We start from the raw sequence: 14,918 nt of genomic DNA, 5'->3' as shown, positions 1-14,918 counted from the left end.
GAAAGAAGGATGACGTAATGACAATTTGGCTTTGATATGTCAATTGATTTCGTTCCCAAATAAACACACCTCTTATGAAAAAGAATTTTGTTCTTGGCTTTTTAGTTATACTTATCGCAGTAGCCTCCTGCAGTTTCACAAATAAATCTTTTGAGAACGATGACAAGGATAAATTGTTGTTGGATTTGATTACCTACGTTTTGGAGCGTGGCCACTATGAACCAAAAGATTTAAATGACAATTTCTCTTCCAATGTCTTTGATGATTTTATCGAAATATTAGATCCGACCAAAAGATACTTTTTGGCCAGTGATATAAGAGAGTTTGAAAAGTATAGATTTCAAATTGACGATGAGATAAAAAATACAGATATCACATTCTTTAATATTGTTTACCAGCGTTTAATGAAACGTATGGATGAAGCAAAGGGCATCTATAAAGAAGTACTATCCCAACCGTTTGATTATACGCTCAAAGAGAGTATCAACATAGACTACAAAGACCAAGATTTTGCTTCGAACAAAAAGCAATTAAAAGAGCGTTGGAGACAACAATTAAAATACAATACCCTTGGTGTTTTTGACAACAAAGTAGAAAATAGAATTGCAGAAACCAATCAGTCACAGACAGCTACTGTTTCTACTACATTTAGCTTCAATGAAATTCCTGCATCGATAGATAAAGAAACTACAGAAAAAGAAGCTAGAGAGAACACTATGAATACGTTGGACGAATTCTTTGATTTTGTTGACGATTTAGAACGTAAGGATTGGTTTGTACAATACATCAATACCATTGTTGATGAATTTGATCCGCACACGTATTACTTTGCTCCGGACGACAAGGAAAAATTTGACATTGGAATGTCAGGTAAATTTGAAGGCATTGGCGCTAGGTTACAAAAAAAACCAGAAGGAGCCAGAATCATGGAAATTATATCTGGAGGTCCGGTCTGGAGAGCACAAAGTTTAGAGGTGGGCGACGAGATTTTGAAAGTAGGCCAAGATGGCGACGACCCTACCAATATAGTTGGTATGCGTTTAGACGATGCAATTAAATTGATTAAAGGTCCTAAAGGAACTGTAGTTGACTTAACGGTTAGAAGGGTCGATGGAACTATTGAAGAAGTATCCATTACCAGAGATGTTGTGCTGTTGGAAGAATCTTATGCGAAATCTGCCAAAGTAAAAGAGAAAGACCATAACTATGGTATTATCAATCTGCCAAAATTCTATGTTGACTTTGAAGATTATACCGAAAGAAACGCTGCTTCAGATGTAGCAAAGGAAGTAGAGCGATTAAAACAAGAAGGTGTAGAAGGAATTATTTTGGATTTAAGGGACAATGGTGGCGGTTCGTTAAAGACCGTAGTTGAAATGGCAGGACTTTTCATTAAAGACGGTCCTATTGTTCAAGTGCGATCTTCTGGTCAAAGAAAAGAAGTGCACGAAGATAAAGATGAACGCATTCAATGGGATGGACCATTGGTGATATTGGTCAACGAACTTTCAGCATCGGCTTCAGAGATTTTGGCTGCCGCTATGCAAGATTATAAACGTGCAGTTGTCATAGGAAGCAAACAGACCTTTGGAAAAGGAACCGTTCAGAATGTAATTCCTTTGGACAATATCGTTAGAAGTAATGAGCACGGGGATTTAGGAGCTATAAAATTGACCACGCAGAAGTTTTATAGAATCAATGGCGGATCTACGCAGTTGGAAGGTGTAAAAAGTGATATTGTTGTACCGGACAGGTATAGCTACATTGATCTTGGCGAAAGGGACCAACAAAATCCTTTAGGCTGGGATAAGATTACTCCGGCCGAATACAAAATTTGGGACGGTTATATCGATTTTGAAACTACTGTTGAAAACAGTAAAAAAAGAATGGCGAACAATCAACATATCAAATTGATCGAAGAAAATGCAAAATGGTTGAAGGAACAACAAGAAGAGACTGTAGTTTCTTTAAATTATGATGTGTATACAGATAAAGGTGAAGAGGCAAAAAAGAAATCAGAATACTTTAAATCCCTAAGGGATTATGATTCGCATTTGACTTTTGAGTCGTTGAAGTATGAAACAGAACTCTTTGTTCAGGATTCTGTATTGCGTGAGAAGAGGAATAGATGGCACCAAAATTTAGCAAAGGATATCTATGTCGAAGAAGCTGTGAACGTTCTTAAAGATTTGCAGATAAACAATATCAAAAACAACGAAAGAAAGTTGGCAAGTGTAAAGGGATAGTCTATTCACAAGTAAAGATATACGAAAGCTGCTTCATATGAAGCAGCTTTTTTTATATCCTTATGTTTACCCAAAATAAGTGGCAGTGCTGAAATTCTGATTTTCAAGACTGTCATAAATAAAGTATGTTTATAACAGAATGAAAAATAAAACAATTTATACCCTACTGTTTGTAGTATTTGTAGTTGGCTTTTGGCTATTTGAGAATTTTTATACTCCTGCAACCTATTCAGACCCAAATTTCAAAACGCATTCTTCTCCGTTTACAACAGAATTTTTGCCAAGCTCCACCACAGGAGCGATTATAAAGCACGATTATTTTATGCTCTCTTACAGTGAACCACACGAACAGGCAGAATGGGTGGCTTATGAGCTTAAGCAAAGCCATCTGACCTATGATGACAGGGAAAGACCTTATTTTATCGAAGACCCAAAAGTAAAAACTAAATCTGCAGATTGGAAGAATTATAGAGGTTCTGGTTATGATAGGGGACATCTTTGCCCCGCAGGAGATAGACGTTTTTCAGAATACGCATATAATGAAACCTTTTATACAAGTAACATCAGTCCTCAAAATCGAGAATTTAATGCTGGGATTTGGAATAGGTTAGAACAGAAAGTTCGTTTTTGGTGTAAAAAATACGGTGATTTAACTATAATAACAGGAGGTGTTCTGGAAAGAGGATTGAAAGAAATAGGAAGCGAGGATGTAGATGTTCCCAATACGTTCTATAAAGTTATTTTTAGAAAGAATGGAGATTCGGTAAAAGTACTTTGCTTTTTGATTCCAAATAAGGAGAGCAAGGAATCATTGGAAAGTTTTTTAGTCTCAATAGATAGTATTGAGGAAATAACCATTATCGATTTTTTCAAAAATAAATCCGAAACCTGGCAAGAAAAACTTGAAAGTACAGTAGATACTTCTGGTTGGACTTTTTAAATGCCGTCCTTTAAACGATTGGAGTCCAGCTTTAGAAAAATGAAAAGTAACATTGTAAAAAAGATAAGTCCAGAACCACCGTAACTAAAAAATGGTAAGGGAACCCCTATAGTGGGCAATAGCCCTATTACCATACCTATATTGATGAAATAATGGATAAGCAGTATAGAAATTACGCCATAGCCATACATTCGGCTAAAATCGTTTTTCTGTCTTTCCGCAATAAAAATCAGTCGTAAAAAGAAAAAAGTGAACAGTAGAATTACAGTTACCGTTCCCATAAACCCCCATTCTTCACCTACAGAACTAAAAATATAATCCGTATGTTGTTCTGGCACAAAATCTCCCTTGGTACGCGTGCCCTCTAGAAAGCCCTTTCCAAAGAACCCTCCAGACTCAATGGCTTTTTCTGATTGATAGGTATTGTAACCAATATTTTTTCTAATCTCCTCTAGCTTACCCTCATCTTTTTCCAAGCGTAACCACAGGGCAAAACGGTCACGATGCCGTTGTTCAAAAACATTTTCAAAAATAAAGTCAACCGAAAGCGAGAATAGAATCGACAGAATAACTATACCTCCAAGCGGTAACAAAGGTATCTTTGTTGATTTTTTCTTGAATACAAAAATGACGCCTGTCAATAGTCCCAAGGCAATTGCTATCCAAACAGTTCCGAACATTAGCGTTGCGGCAAAAAGTGTAACCATGACCAATATGATACCTAGATAATATAATGGGAATCCCTCCCTAAACAGAACGAAAAAAAGTGAAAAATAAATCAACGAACTTCCTGGATCTGGTTGGGGCAGTATTAAAATTGCTGGTATGAGGATAATCAATAAGGCATATAGTTGATGCTTTCGGTTCTTTATATCGGTCTGAATGTCACTTAAATACTTTGCCAAGGCAAGAGCGGTGGTTACTTTGGCAAGTTCAGAGGGTTGTAGGTTGAAAAAACCTAAGTCGTACCAAGATGTCGCCCCCGCAATCGTTTTTCCAAAGAGGAACAGTCCCAAAAGCAAGAATATTGAAATGATATAAAAAATCGAGGCAAAACGCTCAAAGAAATTGGTCTCGATAAAAAGCACGAATATAATACCGACACCAGCCACGCCTATAAAGAAAAGTTGTTTTCCGTATAGTGTCGAAAAATCAAAAATAGAAGCGTTTGGGTCGCTGAGCGTTGTAGAGTATATATTTATCCACCCAATGAAGACCAAAAAAGCATAAAGAAAAATGGTAAGCCAATCTATTCTTCCAAAAAGCCCTCTACCAGACATATTCATTTATCTTGAAAGGTTCGCCACTGTATGGTTTTGCATATTCGTGTTCCAGTGTTTTTTCAAGCATACGCTTCTCCAAATCCTTTCGGGTGATTTCGCCTTTCACATATTTTTCAATCAATAAAGAAGCAATGTGACCAGCATAGCGCGAACCATAATATCCGTTTTCAATGTAAACGGCTAAGGCTATTTTTGGATTATCAACAGGAGCAAATGCTATAAATACGGAATGATCTGTAAGTTGCATGCGCTCACCGTTGATTCTAACAAAATTTTCAACGGTTCCTGTTTTTCCTGCTATTTCAATATCGGGTACTTGAACCCATCTTCCGGTACCATATTTATAAACGTTCGCCATACCACCAATTACTGGCTCAAAATGCTCTTTATCAATAGTGGTTTCGCGTCGCTCTGTAAACCGCGAGTCAATTGCACCAGTTGAACCCACATTTTTGATGATATGGGGTGTATAAAAATAACCACGGTTAGCTATTGCAGCCGTCATGTTGGCAAGCTGCAACGGAGTAGCCGCAACTTCTCCTTGCCCAATAGCGTTTGAGATTATTGTTGAGGAGCCCCATCTTCCATCTCCATACCATTTATCATAAAAACCTTTTCCAGGTATTCTACCAGGGCGTCCGGTTGGAATATCGGTACCTAAATAGCTGCCAAGTCCAAAACTTTTCATATGTTTTTCCCAAACATCCATACCTTTATCCGTAGAGGAAAAATTTTCATAGATTTTTCTAAAAGTTCCGGCAAAGTAGGCGTTGCAGGATTGGTAGATTCCCGAATTCATGTCTCGTGTACCGCCACCACAATGGCATCCCTTCTTTTTACTGCCTACGTAGAATCCATTATAGCATCTAAACTTACTTTCAGGAGTTATTGCACCTTCCTGTAATGCCACCAAGGCGTTCATGATCTTAAAGGGTGAGCCTGGTGAAGGTTCCGCTAGGATTGACCGATCCCATGTGGGTTTTGAAATAGTATCGTAATGTAGTTTGCTGTAGTTTCTAGAACGTTTTCTGCCCACCAAAAGTGCTGGATCATAGGTTGGTCCGGAAATCATGGCCAATATTTCCCCGGATTTTGGTTCGATGGCTACGATGCCCCCTCTTTTTCCATGCATCAACCGTTCTCCATATTCTTGAAGCCTTTTGTCCAATGTAATATGGATTTCTTTTCCTTGCTCGGGCAAAGTATCCAGCTTTCCATTTTTATAAGGCCCGATATCCCGGTTAAAACGGTCTTTTTGAATAAATTTCACTCCTTTTCGTCCCCTTAGGATTTCTTCATATTGTTTTTCAATTCCAGTTCTGCCTTTTAGCTCACCCGCTACATAATAAGGATTGTTCTCTAAATCACGTTCATTGACCTCGCTAATGTAGCCTAGTACATTGGCAGCACTATTGGTGTCATAATAGCGCAGAGACCTTTTTTGGATGTAAAAACCAATAAAATGCCTCATTTTTTCTTGAAGCCTTGCATAATCTTCCTTGGATAATTGAGGAACCAGAACGGACGGCAATCTTGGTGAATAGATCTTTGCTTTTTTCATCTTATCAATAAAAGAAGCTTTGTCTATACCCAAAAGTCCACAAAACTCTAAAGTATCCAATGGTTTCACCTCCCGAGGAATCACCATTACATCATAAGCAGGTTGGTTTGCTACCATGAGCTCACCATTTCTATCGTATACATAACCTCTTTCCGGGTAATCATAAATGGCTTTAATTGCTGGGTCTTCCAAAGTTTGATTTGGAGAAAAGCTGAAAAGCTGCAAATAGGAGAGTCTGCCAATAAAGGTAAATCCTATGATGACAATGATAGAGGATAGTAACAGTTTTTTCATAAACGGCCAAGTTTTAATTACGCTACATATTATTTCAACGAAATTGTATGGGTTTTATTCGCTTTTTGGACTAAAAAGTGAACTAAATAGCGTACATACGAACAAAGTTACGATACCAGTGGCAAAAACCTTTTTCAAAATTAGAAGGATGTGGGATAAACTTAACATTTCAAAAGTAAAGAATACAATCTGATGCAGTAAAATTAAAAGCCCCAAAAAAGTGACACGCTGTACCTTGGTGGTATTTTTAAAACTGAAATTTTGAAATTCATAATTGACTCCAAAACAAAATCGCATAATGATGGGTCTTACAAAAGCAACGGTCAATGTGGCCATTGCATGAAGCGCCATGGTATCCGAAAAGACATCGATCATAAAACCAATAAGGAATGCCGACAGCATAAATACACCTCTGTCCCCCTTTATGGGATACCAGTATAAAAATATGACATAGACAAGGGGATTTATAAAGCCCAAAAAGTTTAAGGTGTTAAAAATCAGTACTTGTGTGAGCACCAGTAGAATAAACCTAAGAATATTTATTAATACGGTACTATTCATTCGTAATGTTTGCTTCCAGTTCTATAATTTCCTTTCGGTTCTTGTTTTTTATCAAATACACGTTTTTAACATTGGCCATATCATTGAACAGCTCAACATCGATATTATAAAAACTTTTTGAAGTATTTAAATCATATTTTTTAATTGTCCCTATAGGAATTCCTTCTGGAAAGATACTGGACATTGCACCAGTAACTATGGTGTCTCCAACAACCAACGGGACCAACCTTGGAATATCTATCAGTTGCACTACATTGTATTCCTGTGCATTCCAAATAAGTGATCCAAAATAATCGGTGTTCTTTATCTTGGCATTAATATTCGACTTGGTATTGAGAACACTCTGAACCGTTGAAAAGTTAGAAGATGTATTTTCAACGATACCTAAAATACCTTTGGGGGTAATAACACCCATGTCCTGCGCAACACCTTGCTTTTTACCCTTGTCCAGCGTAATATAATTTCTGGGAGAGGAAAAACTATTTTTAATAAGATTGGCACTGATTACCTCATAATCGATAGTTGTTGTATCTATTTGAACATTGGACTTTTCTTCAGAATTAAATAGCAATCTCCGTAATTCTTCGTTCTCCTGTACCAATCTATTGTTTTCATCCCTAAGCTGAAAATAAGAAGAAATGTTAGCGGCGTTGTTATAGACATTCCCTGTAATCCATTTGGACGAATTGAAAAATTTTGATTGATGGTACGAATGAGACCTAACGGTCATTATTAAAGATATCACTATAAGAAAGACATATAAAAATGTAATTCTGTAGCTTAAAATAAAATTGATGATGCGCTGCATGCAATCATATCATTAAGAAAGTACAACGACTTTCAGGTGACCAAAAATAATTGGGTAACCAAATTATTTTATCAATATACTTTTATAACGCTCTAAATTTTTAAGCGCTATGCCCGTACCACGAACAACTGCTCTTAAAGGGTCTTCTGCTATGTAAACGGGTAAATCCGTTTTTTGTGAAAGCCTTCTGTCCAATCCTCGTAACATGGATCCACCACCTGCTAAATAAATACCTGTATTGTATATGTCAGCGGCTAGTTCCGGAGGGGTCTGCGAAAGTGTCTCCATCACGGCATCCTCAACTCGCAATATACTTTTATCGAGCGCTTTGGCAATTTCCCTATAGGAAACCTGAACTTGTTTTGGCTTCCCTGTTAACAAATCCCTACCCTGTATGGATTTATCTTCTGGCGGTGACTTTAAATCTTCAGTTGCGGAACCAATTTCAATTTTTATGGCTTCGGCAGTACTTTCCCCAACATAGAGGTTATGTTGCGTTCGCATATAATATATGATGTCGTTCGTGAACACGTCACCTGCAATCTTTACCGATTTATCGCACACGATCCCACCTAGGGCTATCACAGCAATTTCAGTAGTTCCACCACCTATATCTACGATCATATTTCCTTTGGGCTGCATAATGTCCAAACCTATACCAATAGCGGCAGCCATGGGTTCATGAATCAAATAAACTTCTTTTCCGTTTACCCGCTCTGCCGATTCACGTACCGCACGCATTTCCACTTCGGTAATACCGGAAGGGATACAAATTACCATTCTTAGGGCGGGAGGGAACCATTTTTTCTTTAAGGCAGGAATGTTTTTGATGAACATATTGATCATCTTTTCAGATGCATCAAAGTCAGCGATTACCCCATCCTTTAATGGCCTAATGGTCTTAATATTTTCATGGGTTTTACCCTGCATCATATTGGCTTCTTTCCCTACGGCTATAATCTTTCCGGAAATACGGTCTCTAGCTACTATGGAAGGGCTGTCAACAACTACTTTGTCTAAATGAATGATTAGGGTGTTTGCAGTACCAAGGTCAATCGCAATTTCCTCGGTCATGAAATCAAAAAATCCCATAAAAAGTGTCGGTTTTTTGGATTAGAAATAAAATTAAAGACTAAAGTACTAAAATTAATGCTTAAAATGTCTAGTGCCAGTCATTACCATTGCTAACCCGTTCTCATTACAATAATCTATACTCAATTGATCTTTTATGGATCCGCCGGGTTGTATCACGCTTTTGATGCCTGCTTTATCGGCAATCTCTACACAGTCGGGAAACGGAAAGAATGCATCGCTTGCCATTACAGCTCCCTCCAATTCAAAATTGAAGGACTTTGCTTTATGAATGGCTTGGTTCAGGGCATCTACTCGTGAAGTTTGTCCCGTTCCACTTGCACATAGCTGTTTATTCTTTGCAAGGACTATGGTATTGCTCTTCGTGTGCTTGCAGAGTTTTGAAGCGAAAATCAAATCTTCGATTTCCTGTATGTTGGGTTCTTGTTTGGTAACCGTTGTAAGACTGTCCGATCTATCGGTCTTTGAATCCTTGTCTTGTACCAATACACCATTTAAGCAGGTTCTGACCAAAGTTTCTGGTAGTGCTACTTCATTTTGTACTAATATGATTCGGTTCTTTTTTCCTTTAAGTGTTTCCAAAGCTTCTTCTGAAAAACTAGGGGCAATTACCACTTCACAAAACAATTTGTGGATTTCTTCTGAAGTAGGGCCATCAATTTCCACATTGGAAATAAGAATACCCCCAAATGCTGAAACAGGATCACCAGCAAGTGCATCAACATAAGCTTCCTTAATAGAGCTTCTTGTTGCAAGCCCACAAGCATTGTTGTGCTTTAAAATGGCAAAGGTTGGAGCGTCGTTTTTAAACTCTCCCATTAAATTTACTGCTGCATCAACATCCAAAAGATTGTTATAGGATAGGGCTTTACCATGAAGTTTAGTAAACATAGCATCAAAATCCCCGTAAAAAAATCCTTTTTGATGTGGGTTTTCACCATAACGAAGCACTTGCCCGTTTAGCTCGCTTATTTTTAAAGCGGTTTCGGTTCCGTCTCCATTAAAATAATTGAAAATCGCAGAATCATAATGTGAGGAAACATTGAATGCCTTTGTTGCAAAACGTTTTCTGTCTTCAATCGTTGTTGCTCCGTTTCCTTCAGAAATTACATTTAAAAAATCTTCATAATCTTCCATGGAAGACACACAAAGTACATCTTTAAAGTTTTTTGCAGCAGCACGGATGAGAGATATACCACCTATATCTATTTTTTCAATAATATCTTGTTCTGATGCGCCACTGGAAACTGTCTTTTCAAAAGGATACAGATCAACAATGACAATATCCAATTGCGGGATTTCAAATTCTGTCATTTGAGCAACATCACTTTCGTTGTCCTGCCTGTTCAATATACCGCCAAAGACCTTGGGGTGAAGTGTTTTTACACGACCACCTAAAATAGAGGGGTAGCTTGTGACATCTTCCACGGGGACTACATTGATGCCTAAATCTTGAATGAATTTTTCCGTTCCGCCAGTTGAATACAGGGTTACGCCAAGTTCATCAAGTTTTTTTACAATAGGCTCTAGTCCGTCTTTATGAAAAACGGAAATTAACGCAGCAGCAGCTTTTTTGGTGGTGTTCATTTTGTGTCTTAAAAATCAAATTAGTAAGCACACAAAAGTAAATTTTTTTGTTGTTAAAAAGTTATAGGGGTTATCAACAAATTACATTAGTTTTAAAGAATCTGGGCTACTTTTTCATTTACAAATTCCAAAAAGCGCTCATCTTCTTCAGTAAATGGGTCGGGGGTGTTGGAATCTATATCTATTTGTCCAATATTAGCTCCATTCTTGAACAGTGGGACAACAATTTCAGCCTTTACGGTAATACTGCAGGCAATATAATTATCTTGGGCTGCAACATCGGGTACTACAAAGTTTTCATTGCTTACCGCTACTTGCCCACAGATTCCTTTTCCGAAGGGAATTATGGTGTGGTCCGTGGGTTCCCCAGCATAAGGACCAAGTTTTAATTCATTCTTATCCCCATTTTTAAAATAAAAGCCTACCCAATCATAGTAATCAATAGTAGACTTAAGTAATTGGCATAGTTTATCTAAACGATTTTCTGCACTTTTTTCGTTTTGAGATAGAATTTCAACAACTTTTGGTTTTAGGGATGCTAACATTAAAACAGTTTTTGCAAATATATTTTTTAATTAGTGATTTTGGTCGCAAGAAATATTGAAAATTACACTTTCCAATACTCTAAAAATTAGTTAACGTAATCCGTTTTAAATTCAAAAAGGTAGAGTTTTTGTAATTTTGCATTTGTGAAAAAGATTTTCCGGCATATTGCATCAGTATCCCTAGCCATTATGGTGTTGTTTTCTACCGTTTCTTGGACTGTGGATAAACACTTGTGTATGGGCAGGGTCATGGACATTGCGCTGTTCGTAAATGCCGATGATTGTGGTATGGAGGATGCTATGACCGCTATGGGAATAGAAAAAATGGAAAATCATTGTTGCGATGATGAATCCTTTACGCTCGAAGGTCAAGATGATCTAAAGTTGTCTTGGGATGATTTTGAACTGGACCACAAATTGTTTCTGGTAGTCTTTTCGCAATCTTACTTTAATTTATTTGTTCCGGTCGAAGAGCTTCCGGTTCCACACGAAAAATACCCACCTCCCAATTTGGTCAGGAACATCCAAGTTTTGGACCAAGTCTTTTTAATTTGATTCTATTGAACTTTTTTAAAGTCCCCTGATAAGGACTGAATGGCACATTCTTCTGTGCCAAGTACAAATGTTCAATACAAACAAATGAAATATATTTTAATACTTTTTTTATGGCTTCCCGTATCGATTACTGCACAAGATGCAATAAGAGGAATGGTGATGGAAGCTAATCCTGAAAACAAACATATTGGACTCGCAGGAGCTAATGTGTATTGGTTAAATTCCCAGATTGGAACAATGACCAAGAATGATGGTACATTCAGTATTCCCTACACAAAAGAGCACAACAAGCTGATTGTTAGTTTTGTTGGATTCAAGACGGATACGTTGACCATCAATGAACCAAAAAACATTCATCATTGGTTAAAACCTTCCAATCAACTGGATGAGGTAGTTTTGGAAGAGAAGAGAGATGCTGTTCAAAAAACGTTCTTTTCTGCTCAAAACGTAGTTACAGTGAATAGTGCAGAGCTCTTGAAAGCTGCATGCTGCAACCTATCTGAAAGTTTTGAGACCAATCCTGCTATTGATGTTAACTTTAACGATGCCCTTACAGGAACAAAGCAGATTCAGATGCTGGGGCTTACAAGTCCTTATTTATTGATTACACAGGAAAATATTCCTATGGTGCGGGGAGCATCGCAAGTCTACGGACTTACTTTTACCCCAGGTACTTGGGTGGAAAGCATTCAAATTACCAAAGGTGCCGGGAGTGTAGTCAATGGGTATGAAAGCATATCGGGGCAAATTAATACCGAACTCCAAAAACCGTCTACGGACTATCCCATTTTTGTGAACGGATATGCCAATTTGAATGGAAGATTGGAGCTGAATACACATATTAACAGAAAGCTATCGGATAAATGGAGCACGGGCTTTTATGTACACGGAAATCGCCGAGATGTCGAAATCGATAATAACGATGATGGTTTTTTGGATGCTCCTTTGGCCAATCAAATCAATATTGCGAACCGGTGGCAATATCAAGATGTCGAAAAAGGATGGGTCAGTTTTTTTAATGTCAGATTTCTGAACGATGAAAAGCAGGTAGGGCAGACGAGTTTTAATCCAGATACAGATAAATTCACTACAAATGCTTGGGGGAGTGAAATTGATACCAAACGGTTTGATAGTTCGCTCAAATTAGGATATGTTTTTCCCGAATCACCCTATCAAAGTTTTGGTTTCCAGGTTTCTTACAGTAATCATAAACAAGATTCTTTTTATGGATTCAATGTTTATGATATTGACCACGAAAGTCTGTACTCTAATTTCTTGTTCAATTCAATATTGGGAAATACAAAAAACAAGTTTAAGGCAGGCCTAACTTTTGCTTTTGATGGATACGATGAACTAGTGAACAATCAAGATTTTGCAAGAATCGACCGTTCAGCGGGAGCTTTTTTTGAATACAGTTACACCAATCTTGAAAAGCTGAGTTTAACAGCTGGTTTGCGTGTAGATACGCACAATCGTCTGAGTACTTTCATAACACCAAGATTGCATGTTCGTTATACGCCTTGGGAAAAGGGCAGTCTAAGGGGGGCTTTTGGGATTGGTAGAAGAGCGGCCAATATTTTTGCCGAAAATCAGCGGTTGTTCGCTTCTTCAAGAATGATTCGATTGGTGCAAAACGAGGGTAACGTCTATGGTTTTGATGCTGAAAAAGCATATAATTATGGCGTTAGTTTTATACAAGGGTTTACCTTGTTCGATAGGCCAGGAGATGTTTCAGTGGATTTTTATCGAACCGATTTTGAAAATCAAATCGTTGTGGATTGGGAAAATCCTAGAGAGGCGGTCTTTTCAAATCTAGATGGGAAGAGCTTTGCCAATAGTTTGCAAATTGAGCTGAACCATGAAATTTTGCCCAATGTAGAGCTGCGAACTGCATACAAATATTATGACGTACGTACCGATTATCAAACCGGACTTTTGCAAAAACCATTACAAGCCAGAAATCGGTACTTTGCAAATATCGGTTATAATTCTCCAGAGAACGAAAATGGAGCGCAATGGCGTTTTGATTATACCTTGCATGCTTTGGGAAAACAACGATTGCCCAATACCTCTGCAAATCCTGAAGCTTTTCAATTAGGCGAATTTTCAGGAGCATATAGTTTGATGAACGCGCAAATAACCAAAGTTTTTTCAAAGAAATTTGAAATGTATGTTGGGGGTGAGAATTTGACCAATTTTAGACAAAATAATCCTGTTTTAGATGCCGATAATCCATTTGGGCCTAATTTTGATACTACCATAGTGTTCGGTCCTATTTTGGGTAGAATGGTGTATACAGGGTTTAGATTTAAATCATAACATAATTAAATAACATAAAAATGAAAAAAGTATTGATTTTTCTAGTATGTATCATGGGGATGCTCATGGGCAATGCGCAGGACAAAAAAAAGAAACTTGAATTTGAGGTAGACGGGAAATGTGAGATGTGCAAAATGCGTATCGAGAAAGCTGCGCTCAATGTTCCTGGTGTAAAATATGCGGTTTGGGATATTCCATCGCACCAGCTCTCTTTAATTGTGGATGAGCAAAAAACAGATGCGATGCAAATAAAAACCGCATTGGTTAAAGCAGGTCATGATACAAAGGAGTTGAAAGCTTCGCAAGAAGCATATGATAATATTCATCCGTGCTGCAAATACCGCGATGACAACACGGACGATAGCGAAAAGCATTAAATAAGGAAATGAAGCATACATATACCGTAACTGGAATGACCTGCGAAGGGTGCGTAGCATCTGTGCAGGAGAAACTTTCAGGACTTGATGGTGTTACCGATGTTAGTGTGGATTTAGAAACTTCTTCGGCACATATTACGATGGAACGGCATATTTCTTTAAGAGAGTTTAGTGCGGTGTTGCCTAATAAATATGCAATTCAAGAAAGCCAAAGTGAGGTTGTATCCGCTGTGGGAGAAATGATGGGAGAAAAATCCAAATGGGCGCAATTGCGCCCATTGTTTTTGATTTTTGCATATCTATTTGCTGCATCAATCTTATTGAACTTTAAAGATTGGAATTTAGGAGAGGCCATGCTCGACTTTATGGGGCTATTCTATATTGTTTTTAGCTTTTTCAAGTTTTTGGACTTAAAAGGTTTCCCAGAGAGTTTTAGAATGTACGACCCTTTGGCAAAGACAATTCCTGTATATGGTTGGATATACCCCTTTCTGGAATTGGGATTAGGCCTACTATTCTTAATGCGTGTTCAAGTGACGGCGGCCTTGATACTAACCGTAGTTATTTTAGGAGTTACAACAATTGGTGTGACCAAAACCCTGCTTGATAAAAAGAGCATAAGATGCGCATGTCTTGGAACTGCTCTAAAGTTGCCTATGACCGAGGCGACCTTTATTGAAAATGCCATTATGTTGGTCATGGCATTTTGGATGTTATTTTAAGCACCTTCCAATAAAAAATCCGCTCTTA

At 37.8% G+C, this 14,918-nt stretch carries 13 protein-coding genes; 6 read left to right on the top strand and 7 right to left on the bottom strand.

Going from position 1 to position 14,918, the window contains the following annotated elements; genetic code table 11:
• Window positions 1-74: 74 nt before the first annotated feature.
• Together KIM67_RS06185 and KIM67_RS06180 are read left to right on the top strand one after the other, a co-directional pair.
• On the top strand, window positions 75-2,246 hold the full coding sequence (locus tag KIM67_RS06185; protein WP_213830473.1) for a carboxy terminal-processing peptidase: 2,172 nt from the start codon (window positions 75-77) through the stop codon (window positions 2,244-2,246).
• Window positions 2,247-2,385: 139 nt separating this feature from the next.
• On the top strand, window positions 2,386-3,186 hold the full coding sequence (locus KIM67_RS06180) for a DNA/RNA non-specific endonuclease (protein ID WP_213830472.1): 801 nt from the start codon (window positions 2,386-2,388) through the stop codon (window positions 3,184-3,186).
• On the opposite strand, the gene rodA is transcribed toward KIM67_RS06180, so the two are convergent.
• From rodA to KIM67_RS06145, 7 genes are all read right to left on the bottom strand, one after another.
• Window positions 3,183-4,466, bottom strand: coding sequence for a rod shape-determining protein RodA (rodA, locus tag KIM67_RS06175; RefSeq protein ID WP_213830471.1), 1,284 nt, complete (start codon window positions 4,464-4,466; stop codon window positions 3,183-3,185). The two genes, KIM67_RS06180 and rodA, sit on opposite strands and share 4 nt — an antisense overlap.
• Window positions 4,456-6,324, bottom strand: coding sequence for a penicillin-binding protein 2 (locus KIM67_RS06170; protein ID WP_213830470.1), 1,869 nt, complete (start codon window positions 6,322-6,324; stop codon window positions 4,456-4,458). The genes rodA and KIM67_RS06170 overlap by 11 nt, the downstream gene beginning before the upstream one ends.
• 54 nt (window positions 6,325-6,378) lie before the next feature.
• Window positions 6,379-6,885 carry a rod shape-determining protein MreD gene (locus KIM67_RS06165; RefSeq protein ID WP_213830469.1) on the bottom strand — a complete coding sequence of 169 codons (507 nt, stop codon included), beginning with the start codon at window positions 6,883-6,885 and terminating at the stop codon, window positions 6,379-6,381.
• Window positions 6,878-7,693 (bottom strand): rod shape-determining protein MreC, encoded by an 816-nt coding sequence (gene mreC / locus KIM67_RS06160; RefSeq protein ID WP_213830468.1) that lies wholly within the window; start codon window positions 7,691-7,693, stop codon window positions 6,878-6,880. Before mreC ends, KIM67_RS06165 begins: the two co-directional genes overlap by 8 nt.
• A 63-nt stretch (window positions 7,694-7,756) precedes the next feature.
• On the bottom strand, window positions 7,757-8,785 hold the full coding sequence (locus tag KIM67_RS06155; protein WP_163417704.1) for a rod shape-determining protein: 1,029 nt from the start codon (window positions 8,783-8,785) through the stop codon (window positions 7,757-7,759).
• Window positions 8,786-8,839: 54 nt separating this feature from the next.
• Window positions 8,840-10,372: a bifunctional phosphoribosylaminoimidazolecarboxamide formyltransferase/IMP cyclohydrolase gene (gene purH, locus KIM67_RS06150; RefSeq protein WP_213830467.1), complete on the bottom strand. Its 1,533-nt coding sequence runs from the start codon at window positions 10,370-10,372 to the stop codon at window positions 8,840-8,842.
• Between the two features lie 92 nt (window positions 10,373-10,464).
• A complete protein-coding gene (locus KIM67_RS06145; protein WP_213830466.1) occupies window positions 10,465-10,917 on the bottom strand; it encodes a GAF domain-containing protein in 453 nt (150 codons plus the stop codon).
• Window positions 10,918-11,061: 144 nt separating this feature from the next.
• On the opposite strand from KIM67_RS06145, the gene KIM67_RS06140 reads away from it, so the two are divergent.
• The 4 genes from KIM67_RS06140 (at window position 11,062) to KIM67_RS06125 (ending at window position 14,890) form a co-directional block, all read left to right on the top strand.
• Complete coding sequence (locus KIM67_RS06140; protein WP_298868038.1) at window positions 11,062-11,472, top strand: hypothetical protein; 411 nt, start codon at window positions 11,062-11,064, stop codon at window positions 11,470-11,472.
• An 84-nt stretch (window positions 11,473-11,556) separates the two neighbouring features.
• On the top strand, window positions 11,557-13,791 hold the full coding sequence (locus KIM67_RS06135; protein ID WP_213830465.1) for a TonB-dependent receptor: 2,235 nt from the start codon (window positions 11,557-11,559) through the stop codon (window positions 13,789-13,791).
• A gap of 20 nt (window positions 13,792-13,811) precedes the next feature.
• Window positions 13,812-14,168 (top strand): heavy-metal-associated domain-containing protein, encoded by a 357-nt coding sequence (locus KIM67_RS06130; RefSeq protein WP_213830464.1) that lies wholly within the window; start codon window positions 13,812-13,814, stop codon window positions 14,166-14,168.
• Between the two features lie 8 nt (window positions 14,169-14,176).
• A complete protein-coding gene (locus tag KIM67_RS06125) occupies window positions 14,177-14,890 on the top strand; it encodes a heavy-metal-associated domain-containing protein (RefSeq protein ID WP_213830463.1) in 714 nt (237 codons plus the stop codon).
• Window positions 14,891-14,918: the final 28 nt, after the last annotated feature.

It is taken from the genome of Flagellimonas sp. 389, from assembly GCF_018449435.1.
Lineage (GTDB): Bacteria > Bacteroidota > Bacteroidia > Flavobacteriales > Flavobacteriaceae > Flagellimonas.
The sequence above is the reverse complement of the archived record's forward strand: the minus strand, read 5'-3'. Positions and strand labels throughout refer to the sequence as shown.

Coding starts and splice junctions, on each gene's coding strand:
- KIM67_RS06185 (WP_213830473.1), top strand. CDS start 75: ATGAAAAAGAATTTTGTTCTTGGCTTTTTAGTTATACTTATCGCAGTA.
- KIM67_RS06180 (WP_213830472.1), top strand. CDS start 2,386: ATGAAAAATAAAACAATTTATACCCTACTGTTTGTAGTATTTGTAGTT.
- rodA (WP_213830471.1), bottom strand. CDS start 4,466: ATGTCTGGTAGAGGGCTTTTTGGAAGAATAGATTGGCTTACCATTTTT.
- KIM67_RS06170 (WP_213830470.1), bottom strand. CDS start 6,324: ATGAAAAAACTGTTACTATCCTCTATCATTGTCATCATAGGATTTACC.
- KIM67_RS06165 (WP_213830469.1), bottom strand. CDS start 6,885: ATGAATAGTACCGTATTAATAAATATTCTTAGGTTTATTCTACTGGTG.
- mreC (WP_213830468.1), bottom strand. CDS start 7,693: ATGCAGCGCATCATCAATTTTATTTTAAGCTACAGAATTACATTTTTA.
- KIM67_RS06155 (WP_163417704.1), bottom strand. CDS start 8,785: ATGGGATTTTTTGATTTCATGACCGAGGAAATTGCGATTGACCTTGGT.
- purH (WP_213830467.1), bottom strand. CDS start 10,372: ATGAACACCACCAAAAAAGCTGCTGCTGCGTTAATTTCCGTTTTTCAT.
- KIM67_RS06145 (WP_213830466.1), bottom strand. CDS start 10,917: ATGTTAGCATCCCTAAAACCAAAAGTTGTTGAAATTCTATCTCAAAAC.
- KIM67_RS06135 (WP_213830465.1), top strand. CDS start 11,557: ATGAAATATATTTTAATACTTTTTTTATGGCTTCCCGTATCGATTACT.
- KIM67_RS06130 (WP_213830464.1), top strand. CDS start 13,812: ATGAAAAAAGTATTGATTTTTCTAGTATGTATCATGGGGATGCTCATG.
- KIM67_RS06125 (WP_213830463.1), top strand. CDS start 14,177: ATGAAGCATACATATACCGTAACTGGAATGACCTGCGAAGGGTGCGTA.